This is a genomic window from Paenibacillus chartarius (genome assembly GCF_042432825.1).
GTDB classification, from domain to species: Bacteria; Bacillota; Bacilli; order Paenibacillales; family NBRC-103111; genus Gordoniibacillus; species Gordoniibacillus chartarius.
The window spans coordinates 1-23,172 of sequence record NZ_JBHLWN010000053.1; the positions used below are offsets into that span (position 1 = coordinate 1).

The following is a 23,172-nucleotide window of genomic DNA, read 5'->3' on the forward strand; positions in this document are numbered from 1 at the left end:
TTCTACTAGGCCCTGGATTCTGCCACCTAATTTTCAAAAACGGAATTATGCAAAATGCTCACATATATCTGAATGGATGTGAACGTAATGACATTGCTTGGAATAATGGAATTTATTCAATCAGGTTCATACAAGGAATTAAAACATCTAGGTAACACCGCGGCAACTTTAAAAGAAATGATCCGTGCTGAGCAGGCGGCATTAGAAAGTAAACGTATGGTTTGGACAAGTTTAGGTGTGGTGGGACAGTTTCAATATTTTAATACATTTGAATACGATCGTTTGCAATTAAACGAATACCTGTACTCCCTTGGTCTCTTACCTAGAATTGCTTGTATCGAGATCAGTTTATTATCAAGTAAACAAGCTGCGGAAATGAAGCAATTTTGCATTCCTGGTAACAAATATGTACGATATACGCCTAATCGTCTAGGTAGGATTAATGGGGATATGTCAGAGGAAGAAAACACTTCTTATCATAGTCTGTCATTAACGAATAAAGTTTCTACATGGAAAGAAGTGTATGAAAGAAAGGAGACTCTAACAAAAGACTGAGAGAATGCACGACTACAGGCTGTAAATGCTGATGAATTTCAGCATTCAAGGAGCTACCCGATGGAGACGGGAACTGACGACTTGCGTCGTTCATATCGTCAAAAAGTTCGACAATACGAATGAGGACATGGAAGATTTGATCTCGATAGGGACGATTGGGCTGATCAAGGCGATTGAGTCGTTCTCACCGGACAAAGGGACCAAGCTCGCAACGTTCGCCGCGCGGTGTATTGAAAACGAAATCCTGATTCACATTCGGTCACTTGGCACGGAAGCCGATGATGTCGTGGATAAGGTGCAGCTCAAGATTGAGCGGTCGAAGATATACAAGAACTTGGATATATTGGATGAGCGGGAGCGGGAAGTGGTGGTGGGCAGGTTTGGGCTAGAGACCGGTGGAGAAGAGCGGACGCAGCGGGAGATTGCGAAGGAGCTGGGGATCTCGCGCAGTTATGTGTCGCGGATTGAGAAGCGGGCGTTGATGAAGTTGTATCATGAGTTTTATAAGGCAAAACGGTGATTAGTGGAGGGTGCTCGAAAAAGCACTCTTTTACAGCATTGTTTTTATTCTGGACAAGTATTACAGGCGAAGGGGTATCCTTCATTAGTCAATGTAGCTATGGTACAATATCGGTATGAAGATAACCTACGGACGGTGATCATGAGTGAAGCGTTTCCAGCAGTTGCACAAATTGGTTAAGTTAACTGGTGATCGGGCTAGACTCGATGCAAAAGCAAACAATACTTACATTGTATATAAAATCAATAATGGCCAAATCGTTAAAGAGTACGCCGACGGTAAGATCGTTCAAGTTGAAGACAGGGACTAATCATGGATCACTCCAATGCTACTATGTATGTGTTCGCAGGGAATAATGGCAGTGGAAAAAGCACATTTCGAAATCTGATTGTTGATCAAATTGGGGTTAGCGTAAATATTGACCCTGACTCCTTAGCTCGTGCGATAGATCCGGAGCATCCCGAACAATACAGAGTATCTGCCGGCAAAGAAGCCATAAAGCTTGCCAGGGATTGTGTTCGGAACATGCGAAATTTCTCCATTGAGACGACATTAGCGGGTGGCAACGTAATCCGACTCATGAAGGATGCAAGGTCAAATGGATTCGAAGTCATTATGTTTTTTGTTGGACTAGGTGATTATCGTTTAAATATTGAACGGGTAGCTGCTCGTGTACAAAATGGCGGTCATCACATTTCAACTGAGGACATCATCAGGAGACATTATAGCTCGATTGAGAATCTGATTTTACATTTTCATCTCATCAATTATTTATATGTCATAGACAACAGTAACGCAATTGGAAAAATCGTACTTGAAGCAGAAGATCGACAGGTCCGTTTTCGGGAAGACGCTTTACCTGAATGGGTGGAACAGATCATCGAAGCACTAGATAAGTAACCAGTAACATTTCAAATCACAGAGACGGTAGCGTTGAGTAACCGTCTCTGTTTTCAATTTTTTATTAACAATGATTACATCGCTTTGCGTTCACAATGTCAGTTCGACAATACGAACGAGGATATGGAAGATTTGATCTCGATCGGGACGATTGGGCTGATCAAGGCGATCGAGTCATTTTCTCCGGACAAAGGGACCAAGCTTGCGACCTTCGCCGCACGGTGTATTGAGAAGAAATCCTGATGCATCTGCGGTCTCTGAAAAAACACGCAAAGACGTGTCGTTGCAGGACCCGATCGGAACGGATAAAGAAGGGAATGAAATTACGTTAATTGACATTCTTGGCACAGAAGCTGATGATGTCGTGGATAAAGTGCAGCTAAAGATTGAGCGATCTAAGATATATAAGAATCTAGATATTTTGGATGAGCGGGAGCGGGAAGTGGTCGTTGGTCGATTCGGTCTGGAAACCGGCGGCGAGGAGCGGACTCAGCGGGAGATTGCGAAGGAGCTGGGGATTTCGCGCAGTTACGTGTCACGAATTGAGAAGCGGGCATTGATGAAGCTGTATCATGAGTTTTATAAGGCGAAACGGTGAAGAGGAGCGAGAGCTCCTCTTCTATCTTTATCTTCAACAGCGGAAAAGCAACGATTATGATGATGCAGCCTGCCGCGGCGACCAGATAGGCCTGTTTGAAATGCTGCAGTTGCTCGAATGTAATTTTACATTATCGAGTAATCGCTATTTGTTTTTGTTCTTCTTGAAAGGAATCACGGTTACGATGATACCAAAAAGGACTGCCGGTCCAACGATACGAAGAATATGATAAGTGTTCCATTCCGTAATGGAATTCCAACTTATCAAAACATTTGCAACAATAAACAGCAGCGTGGAGAGTATAAATATTTTCACGTATTCTTCCCCTCTCTTATTCATGTCTCAAAGAGTCTACCGGTTTTAATTTTGCCGCCCGATTGGCGGGGAGTAATCCGAACAAAATACCGATTGTCATTGAAAATAAAACGCCGCCAACGATGACTTGTACGGAAATGATCGGGGCCATTCCGGTAAGAACCGAAATGAGGTAGGCCCCGGCAATTCCGAGCAGGAAGCCTGCCGCACCTCCAACCGTTGTCAGTGTAATGGATTCGATCAGGAATTGGGCCAAAATATTCCCTCTTGTGGCACCTAGCGATTTCCGGATTCCGATCTCTTTTGTTCTTTCCGTCACCGACACAAGCATAATATTCATTACACCAATGCCGCCAACCAACAAAGAGACACTTGCAATACTGCTGATGATACCGGTCATAATTTTTGTGATGTAGGAAAGCGACTTTTTTATTTGCTCGATATTAAGTATATAAAATTCCCCTTTGGATGACTTGGTATCTTTATATTTGCGGTTTAAAAAATCGACCGCTCTCTGGCCAGCTTCGTATACTTGTTCGGAGTTTGTAGCCTGGACCGTAAGCGAATCGATTTTGTTGTTTCCGTACATGGCAGGCCATATGGTAGCGGGAAGTAATACCTTTTTCGTCTCTATTCCCAATATACTGTTTTTTTTCTCTTTGTATATGCCGATAATCTTAAGAGGAGTGCCTTCCACCTCTAAGACATCTCCCAGGATGGCGTTGTTCTTACCCAGCTTGTTTGCTACCTCCAAATTGACCATGGCTACTTTTCGACCCTGACTCAGATCGCTGCCGGAAATCATACGGCCTTTAACCAATTCCAGGGGATATAAATCCTCATACCCATCCGACATGCCGATGATCTCGGCATTCATACTTCGATCCAAGTATTGAAACGTTGTATTGGTGCTGTTGACTGTGATGACTTTCCGGATCCCGGCCAGCTTCGTCAAATCGTAAATATCGCTCTCTTCAAACGGAGCCTCCAACGGAGCAGCGAGCTGTACCGATTCAAATTCTGTTTCGCGTAAACGGTACAAGATTTCCAATGTACTGTTCTCGTTGTTAGCAAACTGAGCTTTAAGAGCCTCTTCGCCCCCTTGTCCTATTGCTACGATGGTGATTACCGATGCGACTCCGATAACGATACCCAACATGGTAAGCACGGACCTTAATTTGTGTACCCGAAGAGAGACTAAAGCGATCTTTAATCCTTCCCATAACCCCACGCTTCGACCCTCCTATCGGAGACGACGCAACCGTCGCGTATTATGATGTGTCTTCCGCAGTATTGTGCAGTTTCTTGATCGTGTGTGACAAGAATGATGGTTTTTCCCTCTTCATTCAGCCTTTGAAGGAGACTTAGAATGTTTCGGCCCGAGGATGTGTCTAGCGAACCGGTCGGTTCATCGGCTAAGATCAACTGCGGTTCGGTAACCAAAGCCCTGGCTATCGCTACTCGCTGCTGTTGACCGCCGGATAATTGGTTCGGGAGATGATGCTTTCGGTCGCCTAATCCTACCCTTTCCAGGGCAAGGTTCGCCTTTATACTGCGTATTTTGGACGATACCCCCGCATATATCAGGGGAAGCTCCACATTCTGCAGCGCATTCATCCTCGGGAGTAGATGAAACTGTTGAAATACGAATCCGATGTGCCGGTTTCGTTTATGCGTTAATTGTTTATCCGGTAAACCGTTCATTTCTTCATCATTGAAATAATAAGAACCGCTTGTCGCGTTGTCCAATAAACCGATGATATTCATGAGCGTGGATTTTCCAGAACCGGAAGGGCCCATGATTGCGGTAAATTCCCCTTTGTCGATTTCAATATTAACGTCTTTCAGAACGGGAACTTCCAGTGTATCCATGTGATAGACTTTATTTAGCTGCTGGAGACGTATCACGGCTAATCACTTCCATTCCATCGCGCATATTGGCTGTGGGGTTAGTTACGACTGCTTCTCCAATGAATACCCCCTCTATAATTTCCTTAAATTGATCGTTGGATAATCCTATCTTCAGTTCCCGTTTTCTTACAATTTGATTATCTACAATAAAGGCATATTCTTTGCCGTCCTGTATCCAGATGGCATCCTGCGGAAGTGCAATCGTCTCTTTCGACATTAATTCGATTTCAATCGTGGTATGGTAACCTTCCTTTAATCCTTCCTGCCCATCCGTCAGGTTAACAGTCAGAGGATATTGAGTGACGGATTCGTTAGTTTTCACTCCGACAATCTCACCGTCGATCGGGGTATATTCCAATTGCTTGACCATCCCTGTAAAAACAAGATTCGGAAGAACCTTGGGTCTGATCAGCACCTTTTGTCCCGGTTTGACTGATACGGAATCAAATTCTGTTATCGCCCCTTTTATAACATAAGGCTCATTGGAGTTAATCGTAATAAACGGCTCTGTGTTAACCGCATCGATTTCTTGAATTTTGTTAACAATCCCGGAGATAGGGCTTTTCACGACCAGCCTTTCCTTCTTGCTGCTCTGTTTGTCCATCTCCATCTGATTTTCCCGCAGTTCCAATTCCAGAAGGGCGATTTCCCTCTCCATATCCTTTTTTTGCTTTTGCATATCGGATATTGTTTCCTCTATCGAAGTTACGCTATTTACATTTTTTTTTAGACTCGTTTCCAAATCTTTAATTTTCCCTTCAATTTGCTCTTTTTGCAATATTAAACGCTGGCGGGCTATTTCCAATTGGGATAATGCGGTGGTAATATTTTCCCCTCCATAATAGAATAGCTCAGTGCCCTCCGAAACCCGTTGGCCTTGGTGCACCAGTATGCCCTTTACTTTTCCCAAACTTTCATCTTTGCTTATTTTTTCTTGCCGGCTGGGCTGCACAATTCCGGAGGACAGCAAGTAGTCCGATATGATTTGTTTTTCCACTCTCACCGTGTCCACCACAGGAATCTGTGCTACGTTTCCTTGCACCTTGAAAAAATAAAGATTAACTGCAATAACAACGATGCATGTAAAGCCGATCAGACCTGCCAGTACCTTCTTGTTCATGATTCCATACCATTCCTCACCATGATGAGTCGGCTCACAGACCCACGTTCATTATATTCAATACATAAGCTTCCAGCTCTTCTTCGGAAAATTCATTTCTCGACTGGAACACGGTTCCTTCCGATAATATCAAGATCTCGTCACTGATTCTCGAAGCGATAGGTATCATGTGGGTGGAAATCAACACGATATGGCCTTGACGCGCGTAGTGAATCAACTGTTCTCGGATTAGTCTGATATTGATAGGGTCCAGCGAGACGAGCGGTTCATCCAACAGCAGTACCTTAGGACCAAGCAACTGCGCGATAGCCAGCGCAAGCTGATGCTTCATGCCATGGGAGTAACTGACTGCCAATTTGTCGATAAATGAGCTGAGCCCGCTCCTTTCGATGTATTCGTTCATTTCGGCAGGCTCCATTGGAATATGGTTTAATTTACTAACGAAATCCAAATTCTCGTATCCGGTTAAATATTCCAGCAGGACTGGAGTCTCCGGAACATAGACAACTTCCCGGTAAAACTCCTTTCCTCCGTCGAATAGAACTACACCTTCATCAAACGGGAGACTGCCGGATAATATTTTCATTAACGTTGTCTTTCCGGCTCCATTACGGCCTAAAAGACAATAAATTTTTCCGGACTGCAGTTGAAACGAGACCCCATTCAACACCGGTGTTTTATATCGCTTTATCAGATTACTCACTTCAAGCTTCATTGAACTATCTCCAATCCTAAAAATTTGGCAGGAACAATAGGGCTGAGATAAGACTCGATTACAGAGGCGACCAAGTATAGAAGCATCATGCAAACAACAAGCCCCGCCTTCGTTTCAACCGAATTGATCGAGAATATGGTTTTCTTGTAGATTTTATTCATAGCCCATCTTAAGGAAGTGGTGGAAAGCAGAAAGCATAGCAGCATGGCGGCAATTTCGAGAATTCCGTGAGTGAAAATGATCGCGATGGAAAAACCGATAGAGCCGGTATGCATGTATGTATAGTAAATCGCATAAGACACAATATAGATATTATATAGCATCAACAGGAAAGCAAGACTACCGAAGGTCAAATTTCCCAAGATGATGTATAGTATAGCCAAACCAGCATTGTGCATAAAAATTTGGGACCAAGGCAGGTGCACGGGGGGAAGGTTATTTCCTTGTTCTGGTGGCCCCTGCAATAATATGGATAAAAAAGTAGCTGCTAGAACGAACACCCACATAGATAAGCCTGCCAAGAGGATGATGCGATTCTCTTTAATAATACGGTAGACGAGTCTCATTCTTTGCCTCTCCCAAGCTTTACTAGTAAACGCCGGATTCCAAACTCAAACACAATCAGCACAAGGATCGGAGCCAGTAGCTGAACCGCAGCATCCGGAAACCAATGCAGCCTGGTGATCATATAGATGACAGCGGATTGGACGGTTGCATACATATAAATGAGCGACTTTGAGTAAGTTTGCAGAATGTTTGCTTCTATGATTCCTTCCATATGATAGATCGTCGCGATGTAGACGAAAACGATGGAGTAAAGGAGGATGGAGCCCAGCAAACCTTGCACTACCATATCTGCAATGAATGAACTGGTGATGTGCCCGTCGCTCAATAGTAATAACAAAAACTGATAGATGAAAAACTGAGCGAATAAGTAGCAAGAATAGGAAGTCGAGACTTGTAAGGCCGTCATCCTGTATCGTTTCAGCAGCATTATCGACTCCGTCCCACCTTCGAGGACAAAAAATGAGGTGGCGAGAACAAGTACAGGGAGCAGTACGGAAGTATAGAAATAGAACTCGAACATGGACTCAGCGAAGTAATAGGACAGCAAATAAGAAATGACCAGCATTAACGCAATTTGATGATTAAACAGTCCGTATTTTCGAAAAAAATGGGTGAAAACAGCAATCCGGAAATCGGATGTTTTCCACCATCGGATATCGATAGGCCTCCGCTGTACTTCACGGAAAAAGAGATAGCTTGAACCGAGCATCCCGGCGATCAAGCATGCGGCGGCAGTCGTACAGGCCAAACCGACTTTCCAGTGGATATGTAGATCGCTCAGTTGTATAGGAATCTTGCGGATTACTTCCCTTAGAAACAGATTTGCACTTTCTCTGTCGTATAAATTGAGAATATACCCGTCAATGAAAGACTGAATGACTCTGGCAATCTCGGGAGTACAGCCATAGACAACCAAAAATACGGCCATTCGGATGATGGAGTTCGTATACGCAGGTTGAAAATGCCGATACAAATTCGCCAAATATTTGATGAAATCGACGACAATTCCGTAAAAAAGCAAGATAACAAGAAGATTGACAATGGTTCTCCCCCCCTCCAAGCCGTAAATGGCCCACTGTGCGATCAGAAAGGGGAGAAGAAGCAGAGTAATGATCGTTAGAGTCACAGATGACCCAAGAAAAGCCTGGATGACAATGAGCTTTTTTTTCATGGAGTAAGGCAGGGTGGAGTGAGTAATATAGAAAGTCATGCTCGTTTGCTGAGGATAAGAGAATATGAAGACCATGCCCAATAAGAGACTTGCCATGAGCAGGACGTTCAATTTCTCAGACGGAATCGGTACATAGGAAAACAAGACTTGAAGGAGCACTGTAACGAGAACCCAGCTAACGTAAAGCAAAATCAAATGGAGACGGATATACTTCTTGAGAATAAGCCTCCATTTCGATTCATCCGCAGCAGGATTGAGGAACCGGCTGAGCAAAAATATCGTTCGGTTCATACCGATTCGAAAAGAATAAATAAGAAGCAAATAAGTTTTATGGAAAAACGGCATCTCCTCTAAACCTCCGTCATTTCTGGCTGTTGGTAAGCGCCAATGCGGACAAACAATCAAAAATTCAAAACTGCAACAAATATGAAGGAAGCTGATTCTCAGCTATCGTTTCATACTGCTGCAGTGCACAAAGGCCTTCCTTCTATTTTCAAGCTTCTCGCTTGCAAAACAAGGCCAATGTTATGAATCTGCTTGAAAAATGGAATTACAATTTAGCCAAATATTCGACGTTGTTCTCCAGCAGCCAAATCAAAAGATCGCCGGCAACCCAGATAATGATGCTGACAATGTTCCAAGCGAAGGCAATTTGAAGCGCTCTACGGATGTCTGCACCAGCCTTGTATGCTCTAAATGCGAGAAGCAGTCCGGCCAGAATGGCCTCGGCGCTTAAGTTCGGCACAACACCTGCAATGTTGAAGTTCAAGCTGGATGTAGTTAATAACACGGCGATTACTCCCAGAGCCATTACACCTGTAATGAACTTGCTGGAAAAAGCGTGGGATTTAAGAAGAACGGTTTGCGTCATTTAAACTCCTCCAATGTTAATTAATAAGATGATGACAATGTATATGAAGCAAGAAAATAGAAGGCTTTGGGAAACCTTGGCGTCATTAACTTTCCTCGTTAAATAATAGAGAGAAGTGCCGCCCAACAGAAAAAACGGATTACATATCAGAATTAGAACATTCGAGTTGGAGTGGAAGAGGAAAATATGGTAAAAGGATCCCAAAGTCACGAAGATGCACAAAATCAGCGTGATGCGAAAAAACACGGGGAAACTGGAGTTGATCTTAAACAGATATTTGAAGATAACGAACATGGTTAGTGAACCGACAATAAATTGAATATAGATGACAATCATCGATAGAATCAGAATAATGCCGGCAAGTGCCAAGAGTGGGGCGGTTTTGTTGGCGATCAGTCCTTGAATGCTGTCGGCTGCTTGTCTGTCATTTATGAGAACTAAAGTACAACCCGTAATCAAAAGAAAATAGCAAACGATAAGCAACATCAGTGTGGTATGCTTGCCTTTTGCAATCCAGCCTGTGAATCCGGTTTGCATGATGGACACCCCTACTAGATAATTTAGTGTATACTGTAATAATATGTAATATATGTCCTCCATATCATATTACAAAATCTAGTAAATGTAAACAGTGGGATTTAAGGGTATATATGGGAATATATATTTGCGAACTCGTGCTACACTATATAGGGTGGTTAGGATTAATTACTGGTTACATCGCTTTGCGTTCATATCGTCAAGAAATTCGACAATACGAATGAAGATATGGAAGATTTGATCTCGATAGGGACGATTGGGCTGATCAAGGCAATCGAATCATCCTGATGCATCTCCGGTCGCTGAAAAAAACGCGTAAAGACGTTTCGCTGCAGGATCCCATTGGAACAGATAAAGAAGGGAATGAAATTACGTTAATTGACATCCTCGGGACGGAAGCCGACGATGTCGTGGATAAAGTGCAGCTCAAGATTGAGCGGTCTAAGATATATAAGAATCTGGATATTTTGGATGAGCGGGAGCGGGAAGTCGTTGTGGGGCGCTTCGGGCTGGAGACCGGCGGCGAGGAGCGGACGCAGCGGGAGATTGCGAAAGAGCTTGGAATTAGCAGGAGCTATGTGTCGCGGATCGGAAAACGTGCACTCATGAAACTATATCATGAGTTTTATAAGGCGAAGCGGTGATTAGTGGAGGGTGCTCGAGTGAGCACCCTTTTACAGCATTTTATAATGGACTAGTATTACAGTCGGAGGGGTATCCTTCATTAGCTATTGTGGCTATGGTACAACGGTCCTACAAATGCAGGAGGAGCACAGTTTGGGTGGCACGAGGAAATCCTTGTCTCATCTGCCTCAGTGAATGCCGTGAGGCTTTCAATTTCCATTCATCGCTTGCTTGGCCAGCGCCAGTGCACCGCAGAGACCGGCATTACCGTCCAAGGCGGGCGGCACGATATACAGATCGATATCCATTTCGATAGCCGGATGCTTAATATAGCTGTTCAACAATTTAGCCGCTTGTTCCCGAATGAGCGGGAATAAGTGAGATTGGCCCATTACACCGCCGCCTAATATGACTCTTTGCGGAGAAAGAATCAATATGTAATTGACTAAAGCCTGCGCAATATAGTAGCTTTCCATCTCCCAAGCGTCATGCGCCGCGTCCAGCTCAATGGCTTTGCGGCCCCAGCGAGCTTCAATCGCCGGCCCTGCCGCCAGCCCCTCCAAGCAATCGCCATGAAAGGGACAGAGGCCTTGGAACGTATCGTTCCGGTGCCGCCGCACCAGAATATGCCCCATTTCAGGGTGGGTCAGCCCGTGAATAAGCTTCCCTCCCACGATGGCCCCTGCGCCAATGCCGGTGCCGATCGTCATATAGAGGCAGCTGTCCAAGCCTTTGGCCGCTCCCCATTCGGCCTCGCCTAATGCCGCCGCATTGACGTCGGTGTCAAACCCTATAGGAATGTCGAAGTGACGCTTCACATGATCTACAATCCGGTAGCCGCTCCAATGAGGCTTCGGGGTACTGGCAACCGAACCATAATCCGGACTTTGCGGATGGACATCGATCGGACCGAACGTTCCGATGCCGATCGCCCTAATGTCATATTTGGCAAAAAAATTCATCGCTCCGTCGAGAGTCGCTTCTGGCGTAGTCGTTGGAAACGAGACCCGTTCCACAATGTCACCGTAAGGCGACCCGACTCCGCATACAAATTTCGTCCCGCCGCCTTCAATGGCTCCCAGCAGCATGTCTTCTCCTCCAGTCAGCAAGTCAAGTTAAGCCGGTTTATCGAATGTCCCATTTCTTAAGCTGCCGGACGTACGCTGCGCCTTTCGAGAACAGCCGAATCCCTTGCGATTCCGGTGCCGGATAGATTCGCGCCGTCATCACGACCTCGCCGTCCCCGGCGAACACTTCCACGGACGACTTGTCTACGAATATGCGCAGCGCTAGCTTTCCTGATTTCAGTGGAACGGCAGCCCGCCGTTCACCGCCGGGTCCGATTCCCGAACGATCCCGATTCAGGCAAAGAAGCCCTTCCTCCACCAGATAGGTCAGCACCGTCTCTTCCTTGCCGGCGTCATCGACGCGAAGCTTCAGGCCGAACGCCAACGCATCGCCGGCTTCGAACTCGACTTCCAGCTCGTAGCTGTCTCCGGTTACAGGCATCCCGAAGATTCCATCCAAGGAGATCCCGCTCTGTTCAAACGCGTTGTGACGGGCAGCCTTGATTTCCTCGATTGGTTGGAACAAGATTCGATCGCCATCGAGGATGGCTTCACGCGGCAAGCTCATCGCACCGGCCCAATGATGGCCTTCCTGAGTCGGCATCGCCGTCTCCCACATGTCCATCCAGCCGATGACGATTCGCCGTCCAAGGTGATCCACCGTCGATTGCGGCGCATAGAAGTCGAAGCCATGATCAACCTGAGCGTTCCGTTCAGAGGCAAATGTCCCGGCCTCCGGGTCAAAGGAGCCAATCATGTACATCGTAGAGTGCAGATTGCGGTACTGCTCCCCCTGAGCCGGCATCCGCTGCGGAGAGAGCATGAAGATATCTTTGTCGCCGAGCGGGAACAAATCCGGGCATTCCCAGTTGTCTCCGAGGGTGCCGTCGCTTTTCGCCAGCACATTCACGAATGTCCACTGCTTCAAGTCTTCCGAACGGTACAGCAGCACAAGTCCATTGCCTTTCGCATCATTCGAGCCAAGCACGACGTAGTAGTTTCCGTTACGCTCAAACACCTTCGGATCGCGAAAATCTTTCACGCTGACACCCGCGGGAATTTCATCATAGCCGATCACCGGATTGCCTTCATATTTCTCGAAGTCAATGCCGTTCTCCGATATGGCAAGCCCTTGAGACTGCTTGTAGTCCTGGTTGTTGTCCGGACCCGTGACGACATGCCCGGTGTACATGAGGACGAGCTTGCCGTCTTTCTCAATCGCACTCCCGGAGAAGCAGCCGCCACGGTCGAAAGCGGTGTCTGGGGCCAGAGCGACCGGCCGGTATGTCCAATGAACGAGATCGCGGCTTACCGCATGCCCCCAATGCATTGGGCCCCATACCGGTTTATACGGATAGTGTTGGTAAAACAAATGATACTCGCCGTTATAGTGCACGAATCCGTTCGGGTCGTTCATCCACCCGTACTCCGCCATTAAATGATAGGTAAGCCTGTAATCCTGACGAACAAGATGCTTGGAGTCCCGGATGAACTTGTTCGCCGCTTCTATTGAATATGTTGTTACACTGCCCATAAATCCTCCCGCCGCTGTCGCTTATTTAATGGAGCCTTGCATGACTCCCTGAATGATATATTTTTGCGCAAACAAATACACGATCATAATAGGCAAAATCGTCAGTACGAGCCCCGCCATGAGCGGTCCGTAATCCACCGAATAGGTGCCGTAAAAACTGTACGTTGACAGCGGCAGCGTCTTGTTCTCCGGACTGGTCAGGATGAGGGACGGCAGCAAGTAGTCGTTCCAAATCCAAAGCACGTTTAAGATCGAGATCGTGGCCGTTGTCGGCGTCAATACCGGGAACACAATCCGGAAAAACGTCTGGATCCGCGAACAGCCGTCGATCATAGCCGCTTCCTCGAGCTCGGCCGGCACGCCTTTTACGAAACCGTGATATATAAAAACGGCAAGCGAGCAGCCAAACCCGATGTACATATAAATAAGCGACCATTTGTTGTCCAGCATGCTCAGCGAGCCGTAAATCTTCACGAGAGGGATCATGATCGCCTGGAATGGAATGATCATCGAAGCGACCATCAGCAGAAACGTATATTGATTGCCCTTAGTCGGATTCCGGACAAAATAATGTGCGGTCATCGCTGCGCAAAGCGAGATGAGCAGCACAGCCGCTACTGTGATCACAAGCGAGTTGGTAAACGATGCGATATAGTTCATTTTCTCAAACGCCTTACTGTAGTTGGTCAAGTCGAACCCGTCCGGAAGCACTAAAGGATTGGACGTGATGGCGGTATTCTTCTTGAACGAATTAATTAACAATAAAATGAATGGAAAAACGAATAGAACCAGGAATAACGTCAACACGATTGTCTTTAACCATGATAAAGATGCTCTGTCTCCTGCCATCATGCTTCAACCTCCAATTTCTTGCTGAAGTACACCTGGAGCAGTGTAATCACCGCGACAAGCAAGAAGAGAACGAGGGCTTCGGCCTGGCCGAGACCGTAATCACGGGATAGAAAAGCTTTCCCGTAAACATGCATCGATACCATTTCGGTACTTTTGAACGGTCCGCCCTTCGTCAGGGCAAGGTTCACATCATAGACCATAAATCCGCGCTGCAGCGTCAGGAAAATGCAGACAATGAAGGAAGGCACCATGAGAGGAAGCACCATCTTCCTCAGCTTCGTCCATCCGCTGGCTCCATCGATACTCGCAGCCTCCAGAATGTCCTTCGGAACACTCATAAGGCCCGCAACATAAATGACCATCATATAGCCGGCATACTGCCACACGGTTACGAGGATCAGCGACCAGAAAGCCTTGTCGGGATCAGCCAGCCAAGATGCGCTGAAGAGCGGTATTCCCGATTTTTGCCCCAAATATACCAAGACATTGGAAAATATGAACTGCCAAATAAGTCCCAAGACAATGCCGCCAACCAAGTTCGGCACAAAAAAACCGGCACGAAACACATTTTGTCCTTTTAAGCCGCTAGTCAATCCGAGGGCAAGTAAGAAGGCGGCGGCATTGACGAAAACAACAGTGAAGAAAACATATTTGAGCGTCAAGCCAAACGATTTCCAAAACACATCGTCCTTGAACACCCCGACGTAGTTTTTGAGTCCTGCCAGCGAGTGCGTCACTGCGATGCCGTCCCAGTTCGTAAATGTCAAATAAATTCCGTAAACAAACGGTACGATCATTACCGTGAGAAAAGCGAATAGGGTAGGCCCGGTAAACACCAATCGGGTACGAAGCCGGTTCCACGCCCCCTTGTCGTACATCATGGCTCTCTCTCCTTTGTAAATCTATTCTTACGATTGCCGTTCCCATGAAATACAGCAATGGATAAGACCTGCCCGGTCCTATCCATTACCAAGTGCTTTCTGTCGGTGAGCAGCTTTACTTAACGCTCTTCCAGTACTCTTCGATTTCTTTCACCAGCGTCGCTCGGTCCGCCGACTTATGCAAGTATTTCTGCATCGATGCGCCCACTTTAGCCCAGTGGTCCGCAGGCAGCGTGCTCATGGACTGCTCGGACTTGCCTTTGGCGATATAAGCTTGAATCGATTTGCCGAGCGGATCAGCGGCAGGCAAAGTAATATTTTTAAAGGCCGGAATGATGCTCGCTTTGTTGACAAGGAAATCTTGGCCCTTCTGGTCGTACACGATCCAGTTCAGGAACTTCTTCGCCGCTTCTTGCTGTTCCGGCGTGCTTCTCTCTTTGTCGATAATGATCCGTTTGGATACCGCAGAAGAGATTTCCTGATTGCCGTAGTCGCCTGCATTGTTGCTGATCGGCACCGGCATGAAGCCGTAAGCGCCGCTTGCGGAGTCAAAGCTTTTGATTTGCGGCCAGGCCCAGTTTCCTTGAAACCAAACGCCGACTTCGCCTTTGCCGAGCAGCTCACCGCCGCGCTCATACGTACCGGTTAGCGGGGACTTCTGATCGATGTTGTATTTCATCATGACGTCGAAGGTGTCCATCAGGCCATTAAACACTTTATTACCCGCCAGACCTGCTTTGCCTGCTTTGAGAGAGTCGATGAATTTGTTCACTTCCGCCATGTCCTTGTTCTGACCGGCGTAGGCAAGCGGCAGGAAGTGCGCGCCAAGCGACCAATCCATCGGCGAGATGATCAGCGCCTTCTTGCCGGACGCTTCGATTTGCTTAAATAAATTCTCCAGGTCATTTGTCGTCTTGATTGTGGACGGATCGAAGCTGCCGCCTACGGCTTTGTCGACGATTGCTTTGTTATAAATAAAGCCATAGCCTTCTACTGCAAGCGGGAATCCGTAGTTTTTGCCGCCGAAGGTCGTCAGATCGGTCGCATTAGCAACCGTATCGGCATTCCACTTCTCGCCGCTTAGATCCAGAATGCGGTCCTTGAACTTCTCCACATCTCCGGTATCCAGCATCAACATGGTAGGCGGGTTGCCGGACGCATATAACGTTGAAGCTCGCTCGAACGGAGAAGTACCTGCCGGAGCGGCCATGATTTCCAGAGAAATATTGGGGTTATCCTTTTGGAATGTCTTCGCCGCTTCTTCGAGCTGCGTTTGAATTTCCCCCTTGGAGTTCAATAGGGAAATTTTGATTTCTTTCGCAGATCCTTGATTGCTCCCCGTATTCGTTGTGCCGTCGCCGTTGCTGCAAGCGGACACGACAAGCGCGAGAGCTGCTGTCGGGGCCATGATATGTAACCATTTCATACGCTTCATACTGACGCCTCCCAATAAAAGTAAATGTTTTGAAACCGATTGCAAACTTTCTATATGCGATTATATGTCAAACGTTTAACATATGTCAATGGTTTGACATATCAAACCTTTGACATATGACGGGAAACCGAACGGACGAGCGATTCACGTCGTCGCTCGCACCATCAGTTCAACCGGCAGGACGTTGGCAATCTCGAATGGCTGTCCCTCCACTTGCATGCGTATCAGCTCAACCGCAAGCCGTCCAAATTCATCGATGGGCTGCCTGATCGACGTCAGCTCCGGTGTAAGCCATCTTGCCGCTCCCACATCATCGTAACCGACAATTCGCACATCCTCCGGAACGCGCTTTCCGGCTCTGATGCATTCTTTGACGGCGAACGCCGCGATAATATCGCTCGTTGCGAAGATGCCGTCAATGTTCGGATGCTCTTTGAGCAAAGCTTGAATCAGAATCTCGTACTGCCGCTGATCGAACACATTCATATCCGTTTGAATAATTAAGTGCTCGACTCCGTACTTCTTGACGATGTCGAGGAAAGCATCCGTTCTATGATTGGAAAGGACCTGCAGCTTCAGATTTCCGCATATATGAGCGATTTTCCGGCAGCCTCTGTCGATGAGATGCTGTGTGGCCAACTGACCGCCGCGGTAGTTATCTGAGCCTAGATGGGGGATGGATTCGCCTATTTTGCGGTCAAACGTCACTATCGGCGAATGGAGGCTCAGGTACTCATCTACCTCTAGCGTATGGCTGCCCATAATAATGCCGTCTACCCGATTGCGTTTCAGCATTTCAATATAATCCCACTCTTTGGTGGGGTCCAACTGTGAATTGCACAGCAGCACCTTATAACCTGCCTGATAGGCAAAATATTCGACTTGGTCCGCTAACTCGCTAAAGAACGGATGCGATACATTCGGAATAATCAAACCAATGATATTGGACTGCTTGCGCAGAAGAGAGCGTGCGATATCGTTCGGTTGATAGCCTAGCTCCTTCATCGCACCGAACACTTTATTTCTAGTCGTCTCGCTAATATATCCGCGGTTGTTCAGCACCCGCGACACCGTCGTGACCGATACTCCGGATTTTAAAGCGACATCGTGAATCGTTGCCATTCCGCATTCTCCTGTTCGGGATTTCACTTTGTACCAAACTATACTGGAACAACCCCGGGAGTTCAAGTACAGGAGCCGCCTTTCCGATGCATGGATTCGGCCGCCGCCGCCGCCCGGGACCGATAATCCCGTGACGAATATGGAGATCAAATCTTCTCGCCGCGCGTTTTTTTGTAACCGCAGGCGGGTCAAGCTCAAAATCCTGCAGTGGGATCATGCGGACTTCTGTGCAGGAATTCCCCCGGATGTATAGAAATTGTCCTCTATGCTGCAAAATGCGAGACTGGCTGCCAAGCTCAGGCGGTACGAGGAACAGCTTCTTCTGGCTCAACACAAGCGCGCCTGGAGATCGGACGGGTGGGTTTCAACGGAGAGAATTATAAGGAGATGGGAGCTGGTTATACTTCCGGGTAAATCGTTATAAGAACATTGTGTTCGACATAAGGATCTGACTCTCGCAAACAGGTTTTGAGGAAGGTGCAGTCTATTTGAAACTTTATCGTCTGCTTGCCATTACGATGATGCTGCTGAATCGCAAACGAATTAGCGCAAAAGAGCTTTCGGAGCGTTTTGAGATATCGCTTAGGACGGTATACCGGGACGTGGAAACGATCACCCAAGCGGGTATCCCCATTTTATCCTATTCGGGAGCGAGCGGCGGCTATGAAATTATGGACCAATATCGACTGGACAGGCAGTTTCTTTCACTTGAAGAGCTGCAGTCCATTATCGTCGGATTAAAAGGAATCCGTTCCAGCGTCGGCGAGCAGGAAGTCGGAGCCCTTTTGGACAAGGTTGGCGCGCTTGTCGCGAAATCGGAGCAAAAGATGTTCACCGAGCTGAATAATCAATTCGTCATCGACATGAATCCTTGGTGCAGTAGTACCGACGATAAAGAGAAGCTTTCCTCGATTCGAAACGCAACCCGCCAAAGGCAGCTCATTCGTTTTTTATATACCGACTCGCAAAGCGAGCTTTCTTCCCGCACAGTTGAGCCTATGACCATCGTAGTGAAAGGCTTTGGCTGGTATCTGCATGCGTTTTGTTTGCTGCGGCAGGATATTCGGATATTTCGTTTGTCCCGAATGAAAGAAATGGAGATACTGCCGGAAACATTCATACGCAGGTCGGAGCCGCTGGTGAAGCTTAATTATGGGCTGGGAAACAAAGCCCCATCTTCTTACGTCAATCTCGTCCTGCAGCTGCAGCCCAACGCGCGCGCGCAAGCGGAAGATTATTTCGGGGCTGGACATATTGTCACCCAGCCGGATGGAACGCTTCTGGTTACAGCGCGACAACCGGATGAGCCGTGGCTGTACAGCATGCTGCTCGGTTACGGCCCGAGCCTGCGTATTCTGGAGCCCGCTCACATTGCTGATATTGTAAAGGAAAAAGCGCAGCAAGTCGTGGAACTCTATTCCGAAAAACACTGACATACTGTTGTCAGTGGGGGTCGTCTACAATATAGGTAATTCATGCCGATTAACGGCGTTACTTTAAAGGAGGCCCCTCATGTTCACAACAATTCAAGCATTTGTAGAAGAATGGCGCAATGTTTCGAAGAATACGCAGCGCGTGCTAGACACACTTACCGATGCGTCCCTGAATCAGGGAAGCGAGTCCAATATTCGTCCGCTCGGGCAGATCGGCTGGCATATCGCTACAACGATCCATGAGATGATTTCGCGCACAGGACTCATATTTACGGCCCCGGAAGGCGAAGAGAAAGCTCCTGCTTCAGCAGTGCAAATCGCCGAGACTTACCGCATTACATCGCAAGCGATGCTGGAGGCCATCCAGAATCAATGGACTGACGCCACGCTCTCCCAAGCCAGCGACATGTATGGCGAACAGTGGTTAAACGGATTTACGTTGCGTGTCCTGATCTCGCATGAAATCCATCATCGAGGGCAAATGTTCGTGTTAATGCGCCAAGCTGGATTGCGCGTGCCGGACATTTACGGGCCAACGCGAGAGGATTGGATTGAACGCGGCATACAGCCGCTGTTATAGAGAGCAAATACAGCATTCAGGCGAGGGGGGGACTGTGACCCGATTTGTGGAGCGAAATAAGACCTAATGCTAAGCCCTAAAAGATGGCTCCTGTATTCAACAGGAGTCATCTTTTTTAAATCCCATACCCTTTTCTTCATATTCAGAGTAGGTTGCACGCCACCGTTTAAAACACTCCTGAGGCTTCCCATTACCGATAATGGATAACAGAAACCCGGCTTCAATGAAAATCTGCTGGGGGGAATTCCACAGTTCAAATAGGGCAAGGAGTATAGGTTTTAAGTGCCGAAATATCTTTATCGAATAATGTTGAATGATGAAAGGAATAATCGAACTTTGAATGTTATTTCGTAAGCTAGGCTGTTATAATTGAACCGGTGCCAATTCGAACAAGCGTCAGAGACTTTCAGGAGGGACCTAGATCTATATGAATTGGCTTATAAGTGGGGGGTCGATTTGTAGTTTCTGCTCCGGATGACTTTTGCTGCGTTTGTAGGTATGAAGGTTAAGACTATAGGTCAGAAGGAGAAAAAAATGAAAAGAACCTCAAAGAAAATATTGGTGCTTTTACTTGCATTATTGCAAATAATAGGGTTATATCCCCGACTGCAAACCGTACATGCAGACGCTCCTCAGTTCGTTTTGCAAAACAATTGGCAGCCTATTTATCCCGCAAACGGACAATTTGATACGGTTTCGGACCAACAAACAGGAGCCCACACCAAAGAATGGTCGCAGGATATTGTCGGTAATGCCCAGTTTCAGTCAACCTATTATCAGTTCAGTACGGATAAAACAATGCTGGCAATACGTATTCGGGTAAATACGTTTGACGGTACTGCTGACAGTCCGGAATTTAAAAATTTTGCCTTTGCCGGTGTCGATAGCAACGGGGATGGCGCCATAGATTTTTTCCTGGGCATCTATAACCCTACAGGTAATAACGGACGATTAGGCATATATCAGTCGGATCCTTCTGCTGCGAATACCGGACCTAGTTCTACAGGTATTAGCGTTAAACCGCTCATGGCTTTCAAACCTGTTTATGCAGCCAACGATCTGAACGGAAATTATTCCATTACTCCTGCAGATAGCAATTTCAACGCCTCGGATAACACCGGTACAGGCGGATTGCAAGATTACTATATTTCATTCAGTTTTAAACTAAGTGATATTAACACAGCGATTCACGGACTTGGAAAGACGTTTACCGCTGACACGCCATTTTCCTTTATTACCGGAACCGCCTCTCAAGATAACTCGTTTAACCAAGATATTAGCGGTATGGACAGTACAGGCTGGAAGTCGGGAAAGACCTGGCTGTCGCTGGGAGCTTTGTCGCCGCTCGTATCTGCAAATGGGGTCATAAGGCATACCGTAACATTCGATAAAAATTATGGAGATACAGATCCTTTGCCTCTAACCGTGGTCGTTCCGGATAAAGGTACCGTCGGCTCACTGCCGTCATCTCCGACGAAACGGGGGGTGTATTTTCAGCAGTGGAACACAGCACCGGACGGTACAGGCAGTGTGTTTACAGACTCCACTTCTGTTGCAAGCGACATGACCGTATATGCTGTGTGGGGATCGACTCAGCCGGTTCAAGTTACATTTGATGCAAATACCGGATCATTTCCCGGTGGTGCAGCCTCTGTTGCGGTAACTACCTTCAATGGACTAGTTGGCAATCATGATCCCGGTGCTCCGACTCCTGCGGTCGGGTCGAAAAATCCTTATTTTATTGGATGGGCCACTACTTCGAGTGCGAGTGCTCCGGATTATGATCCATTAGCAATCATTAATGCTCCGGTTACATATTATGCAGTCTGGACGAATAGTCAGGGTTCGGTTTTGACCTTCTATAACAATAAAAGTCCGGATGATACCTCCATTTATTTGAGGGCGTATGCTAACAACGGGGGGCAATTCGGTAAAACAACCTTCCCGGCAAGTTTATCCAGAGGGGGGTACGCTTTTCAATCATGGAATACCAAAAGTGACGGTTCAGGAACTTCTTATGCCGCATTTCCTACAAAGCAAAACGGCGTTAGCGCCTTATATGCCATTTGGCAGTCGGCCAGCAACACGGTGACTTACAATCCGAACGGCGGCACTCTCGGCGAAGGCGCTCCGAGCACGGTTACGATTCTGAATGGCAAATTCGGTACTTTGCCTGTACCGCCAACACGGCCCGGGTATCATTTCATCGAGTGGAACAGAGCTTCGGAAGGTACCGGCGAGCCGATGAATCCTGCATCCGATATTTTGGACAACACAACCGTTTATGCAATTTGGGGCCGGAGCGGATCCGTTACTTTACATGCAAACGGAGGTTCATTTGACGACGGTGCTGCGACAACGACAGTAACCACTACACCATCCATCATTGGGTCAAGCAAAGGGAAGGTTTTCATGGACAACTTCCCTCAGCCGCCTGTAAAATCCGGTTACTCGTTTGGAGGCTGGAGTACAACGTCAAATGGTTCAATTGCAATAGATTTAAAGGGAGATATGAGCGGCATCAGCACACTGTATGCGGTATGGATGCCGATATATCAAGTCTTATTTGATAAGAATGCAGGCTTTGCTCAATTCATTACCTCTATACCAACGGCATATGGAGGAGTTTTATATTTACCGGATGCACCTGTAAGAAACAAATACGACTTTGTTGGTTGGAACACACAAATTAATGGCGGAGGGGCTTCCTTATCTACACAGTCCGACGTTAATGACAGTATGACTGTTTATGCACAATGGCAATTAGCGCCTGGATCGGTTCAGCCCGGTGATGTGACAAAGCCGGTTGTTCAAAGCGTTACAGACACTTCAATAACAGTACAAACAATTGCTAACCTTGCAACCGGGCAAAGTGTGGAATATGCAATTAGCCAGGATACTCTAGGGGCGACTTTATCTCGTTGGCAAAGCTCTCCCACATTCGTAAATTTACAGTCCGGTACGACTTATTATATTTACGCCAGAAGTGCGGAGGACGCAACACATCCAGCCGGTAACACTCAAATAAGCGATCCGATTATCGCGGCTTCTGACGCTGTATTTACAACGTCAATTACCGTTCAACAAGTCAACGGCAACAGTCCGTTAACAGGCCCGCTTCCAAATCCGTCAGCTGATCAGTCCGGAGCATCGGTCAATCTGCCAGATGCGAACGCAGGGTTAAGGCCAGGCTTCAGCTTTGCCGGATGGCAGGTAACCGGCGGCGGGGTCAGCATAACGAACGCTGCCCAAGCAACCGGCGCAAGCTTTACCATGGGCAACGCAGATGTTGCGATTCAAGCGAATTACAGCGCCAATGCGTTAACTTTTAACGACAATACACTCAGTGGAACTGTCGGCATGCCGTTTGCGAAAAATGTGACCGAGGCGACCTATGGCAGCGGAAATTATACGTATACGTTGAAGTCAGGCACATTGCCGAACGGAATTACGTTCAATAACGGCGCAATTGCAGGTACCCCGACAGCTGCGGGAAATAGCCAGGTTGTCCTTACAGCAACGGACAACGTTACAGGGGCAGCTAAAGATGCGACCTATACATTGTCGATCGTTTTGCAAGATTCATTAGTAGTACATATTCAAGATATCACTTATGGCGAGACACCGTCACCAACTGCAGCCAACGTTGACAATGGTGAACAAGTGACATTTATGTATAAAAGATCCGGCGATGACGACAGCATGTACTCTGCTGCAGTTCCAACAAACGCGGGAGCTTATACAGTACTTGCTACAGCATCGGTTGGCAACATTACACGGAAGGCAACCACAGATTTTAAGATAAATAAACCTGAATTTCGAAAGTACTGCGCATTAAAAACATAAAAAGGGCTCCAAATCTTT

At 47.0% G+C, this 23,172-nt stretch carries 19 protein-coding genes and 3 pseudogenes; 8 read left to right on the plus strand and 14 right to left on the minus strand.

Going from position 1 to position 23,172, the window contains the following annotated elements; translation table 11 throughout:
* The first annotated feature begins 87 nt into the window (after window positions 1–87).
* From ACFFK0_RS13785 to sigK, 4 genes and pseudogenes are all read left to right on the plus strand, one after another.
* A complete protein-coding gene (locus ACFFK0_RS13785) occupies window positions 88–555 on the plus strand; it encodes a hypothetical protein (RefSeq protein ID WP_377470860.1) in 468 nt (155 codons plus the stop codon).
* Window positions 556–640: 85 nt separating this feature from the next.
* A pseudogene (locus tag ACFFK0_RS13790) lies at window positions 641–1,075 on the plus strand (sigma-70 family RNA polymerase sigma factor); the annotation flags it as partial.
* Between the two features lie 312 nt (window positions 1,076–1,387).
* A complete protein-coding gene (locus ACFFK0_RS13795) occupies window positions 1,388–1,975 on the plus strand; it encodes an ATPase (protein ID WP_377470863.1) in 588 nt (195 codons plus the stop codon).
* Between the two features lie 99 nt (window positions 1,976–2,074).
* A pseudogene (gene sigK / locus ACFFK0_RS13800) lies at window positions 2,075–2,573 on the plus strand (RNA polymerase sporulation sigma factor SigK); the annotation flags it as partial.
* 331 nt (window positions 2,574–2,904) lie between these two features.
* Here the strand turns inward: sigK and ACFFK0_RS13805 are convergent.
* From ACFFK0_RS13805 to ACFFK0_RS13840, 8 genes are all read right to left on the minus strand, one after another.
* Window positions 2,905–4,119 carry an ABC transporter permease gene (locus ACFFK0_RS13805; protein ID WP_377470864.1) on the minus strand — a complete coding sequence of 405 codons (1,215 nt, stop codon included), beginning with the start codon at window positions 4,117–4,119 and terminating at the stop codon, window positions 2,905–2,907.
* On the minus strand, window positions 4,098–4,796 hold the full coding sequence (locus tag ACFFK0_RS13810) for an ABC transporter ATP-binding protein (protein ID WP_377470865.1): 699 nt from the start codon (window positions 4,794–4,796) through the stop codon (window positions 4,098–4,100). The genes ACFFK0_RS13805 and ACFFK0_RS13810 overlap by 22 nt, the downstream gene beginning before the upstream one ends.
* Entirely contained in the window at window positions 4,771–5,919 is a 1,149-nt protein-coding gene (locus ACFFK0_RS13815) for an efflux RND transporter periplasmic adaptor subunit (RefSeq protein ID WP_377470866.1), read from the minus strand. The genes ACFFK0_RS13810 and ACFFK0_RS13815 overlap by 26 nt, the downstream gene beginning before the upstream one ends.
* A 34-nt stretch (window positions 5,920–5,953) precedes the next feature.
* A complete protein-coding gene (locus ACFFK0_RS13820) occupies window positions 5,954–6,634 on the minus strand; it encodes an ABC transporter ATP-binding protein (protein WP_377470867.1) in 681 nt (226 codons plus the stop codon).
* Window positions 6,631–7,200 (minus strand): stage II sporulation protein M, encoded by a 570-nt coding sequence (locus tag ACFFK0_RS13825; RefSeq protein WP_377470868.1) that lies wholly within the window; start codon window positions 7,198–7,200, stop codon window positions 6,631–6,633. Before ACFFK0_RS13825 ends, ACFFK0_RS13820 begins: the two co-directional genes overlap by 4 nt.
* Window positions 7,197–8,717: a hypothetical protein gene (locus ACFFK0_RS13830; protein ID WP_377470869.1), complete on the minus strand. Its 1,521-nt coding sequence runs from the start codon at window positions 8,715–8,717 to the stop codon at window positions 7,197–7,199. The genes ACFFK0_RS13825 and ACFFK0_RS13830 overlap by 4 nt, the downstream gene beginning before the upstream one ends.
* Window positions 8,718–8,922: 205 nt before the next feature.
* Complete coding sequence (locus ACFFK0_RS13835) at window positions 8,923–9,243, minus strand: hypothetical protein (RefSeq protein ID WP_377470870.1); 321 nt, start codon at window positions 9,241–9,243, stop codon at window positions 8,923–8,925.
* Window positions 9,244–9,780, minus strand: coding sequence for a hypothetical protein (locus tag ACFFK0_RS13840; RefSeq protein WP_377470872.1), 537 nt, complete (start codon window positions 9,778–9,780; stop codon window positions 9,244–9,246).
* Window positions 9,781–9,963: 183 nt separating this feature from the next.
* Between ACFFK0_RS13840 and ACFFK0_RS13845 the strand changes: the two are divergent.
* Window positions 9,964–10,424: pseudogene (locus tag ACFFK0_RS13845) on the plus strand (sigma-70 family RNA polymerase sigma factor); the annotation flags it as partial.
* Window positions 10,425–10,613: 189 nt separating this feature from the next.
* On the opposite strand, the gene ACFFK0_RS13850 reads toward ACFFK0_RS13845, so the two are convergent.
* From ACFFK0_RS13850 to ACFFK0_RS13875, 6 genes are all read right to left on the minus strand, one after another.
* On the minus strand, window positions 10,614–11,492 hold the full coding sequence (locus ACFFK0_RS13850) for an ROK family protein (protein ID WP_377470873.1): 879 nt from the start codon (window positions 11,490–11,492) through the stop codon (window positions 10,614–10,616).
* Between the two features lie 37 nt (window positions 11,493–11,529).
* A complete protein-coding gene (locus tag ACFFK0_RS13855; protein ID WP_377470874.1) occupies window positions 11,530–13,005 on the minus strand; it encodes a glycoside hydrolase family 32 protein in 1,476 nt (491 codons plus the stop codon).
* A gap of 21 nt (window positions 13,006–13,026) precedes the next feature.
* Window positions 13,027–13,857 (minus strand): carbohydrate ABC transporter permease, encoded by an 831-nt coding sequence (locus tag ACFFK0_RS13860; protein WP_377470875.1) that lies wholly within the window; start codon window positions 13,855–13,857, stop codon window positions 13,027–13,029.
* Window positions 13,854–14,738 carry a carbohydrate ABC transporter permease gene (locus ACFFK0_RS13865; protein WP_377470876.1) on the minus strand — a complete coding sequence of 295 codons (885 nt, stop codon included), beginning with the start codon at window positions 14,736–14,738 and terminating at the stop codon, window positions 13,854–13,856. The genes ACFFK0_RS13860 and ACFFK0_RS13865 overlap by 4 nt, the downstream gene beginning before the upstream one ends.
* A gap of 115 nt (window positions 14,739–14,853) precedes the next feature.
* Window positions 14,854–16,173, minus strand: a complete 1,320-nt coding sequence (locus tag ACFFK0_RS13870) for an ABC transporter substrate-binding protein (protein ID WP_377470877.1) — start codon at window positions 16,171–16,173, stop codon at window positions 14,854–14,856.
* 144 nt (window positions 16,174–16,317) lie between these two features.
* Window positions 16,318–17,295, minus strand: coding sequence for a LacI family DNA-binding transcriptional regulator (locus tag ACFFK0_RS13875; RefSeq protein WP_377470878.1), 978 nt, complete (start codon window positions 17,293–17,295; stop codon window positions 16,318–16,320).
* A gap of 488 nt (window positions 17,296–17,783) precedes the next feature.
* On the opposite strand from ACFFK0_RS13875, the gene ACFFK0_RS13880 reads away from it, so the two are divergent.
* The 3 genes from ACFFK0_RS13880 to ACFFK0_RS13890 all read left to right on the plus strand — a co-directional run bounded on the left by ACFFK0_RS13880 (window position 17,784) and on the right by ACFFK0_RS13890 (window position 23,154).
* Complete coding sequence (locus ACFFK0_RS13880) at window positions 17,784–18,728, plus strand: helix-turn-helix transcriptional regulator (RefSeq protein WP_377470879.1); 945 nt, start codon at window positions 17,784–17,786, stop codon at window positions 18,726–18,728.
* 79 nt (window positions 18,729–18,807) lie between these two features.
* Window positions 18,808–19,308, plus strand: a complete 501-nt coding sequence (locus tag ACFFK0_RS13885) for a DinB family protein (RefSeq protein WP_377470880.1) — start codon at window positions 18,808–18,810, stop codon at window positions 19,306–19,308.
* A 534-nt stretch (window positions 19,309–19,842) separates the two neighbouring features.
* Window positions 19,843–23,154 (plus strand): InlB B-repeat-containing protein, encoded by a 3,312-nt coding sequence (locus ACFFK0_RS13890; RefSeq protein ID WP_377470881.1) that lies wholly within the window; start codon window positions 19,843–19,845, stop codon window positions 23,152–23,154.
* Window positions 23,155–23,172 lie beyond the last annotated feature (18 nt).

What these genes read in the sequence shown, in the direction of transcription:
- ACFFK0_RS13825 (WP_377470868.1), bottom strand. Translation starts at nt 7,200, where the DNA reads ATGAGACTCGTCTACCGTATTATTAAAGAGAATCGCATCATCCTCTTG.
- ACFFK0_RS13855 (WP_377470874.1), bottom strand. Translation starts at nt 13,005, where the DNA reads ATGGGCAGTGTAACAACATATTCAATAGAAGCGGCGAACAAGTTCATC.
- ACFFK0_RS13815 (WP_377470866.1), bottom strand. Translation starts at nt 5,919, where the DNA reads ATGAACAAGAAGGTACTGGCAGGTCTGATCGGCTTTACATGCATCGTT.
- ACFFK0_RS13875 (WP_377470878.1), bottom strand. Translation starts at nt 17,295, where the DNA reads ATGGCAACGATTCACGATGTCGCTTTAAAATCCGGAGTATCGGTCACG.
- ACFFK0_RS13795 (WP_377470863.1), top strand. Translation starts at nt 1,388, where the DNA reads ATGGATCACTCCAATGCTACTATGTATGTGTTCGCAGGGAATAATGGC.
- ACFFK0_RS13860 (WP_377470875.1), bottom strand. Translation starts at nt 13,857, where the DNA reads ATGATGGCAGGAGACAGAGCATCTTTATCATGGTTAAAGACAATCGTG.
- ACFFK0_RS13850 (WP_377470873.1), bottom strand. Translation starts at nt 11,492, where the DNA reads ATGCTGCTGGGAGCCATTGAAGGCGGCGGGACGAAATTTGTATGCGGA.
- ACFFK0_RS13865 (WP_377470876.1), bottom strand. Translation starts at nt 14,738, where the DNA reads ATGATGTACGACAAGGGGGCGTGGAACCGGCTTCGTACCCGATTGGTG.
- ACFFK0_RS13890 (WP_377470881.1), top strand. Translation starts at nt 19,843, where the DNA reads ATGAAAAGAACCTCAAAGAAAATATTGGTGCTTTTACTTGCATTATTG.
- ACFFK0_RS13785 (WP_377470860.1), top strand. Translation starts at nt 88, where the DNA reads ATGACATTGCTTGGAATAATGGAATTTATTCAATCAGGTTCATACAAG.
- ACFFK0_RS13840 (WP_377470872.1), bottom strand. Translation starts at nt 9,780, where the DNA reads ATGCAAACCGGATTCACAGGCTGGATTGCAAAAGGCAAGCATACCACA.
- ACFFK0_RS13835 (WP_377470870.1), bottom strand. Translation starts at nt 9,243, where the DNA reads ATGACGCAAACCGTTCTTCTTAAATCCCACGCTTTTTCCAGCAAGTTC.
- ACFFK0_RS13885 (WP_377470880.1), top strand. Translation starts at nt 18,808, where the DNA reads ATGTTCACAACAATTCAAGCATTTGTAGAAGAATGGCGCAATGTTTCG.
- ACFFK0_RS13870 (WP_377470877.1), bottom strand. Translation starts at nt 16,173, where the DNA reads ATGAAGCGTATGAAATGGTTACATATCATGGCCCCGACAGCAGCTCTC.
- ACFFK0_RS13830 (WP_377470869.1), bottom strand. Translation starts at nt 8,717, where the DNA reads ATGCCGTTTTTCCATAAAACTTATTTGCTTCTTATTTATTCTTTTCGA.
- ACFFK0_RS13820 (WP_377470867.1), bottom strand. Translation starts at nt 6,634, where the DNA reads ATGAAGCTTGAAGTGAGTAATCTGATAAAGCGATATAAAACACCGGTG.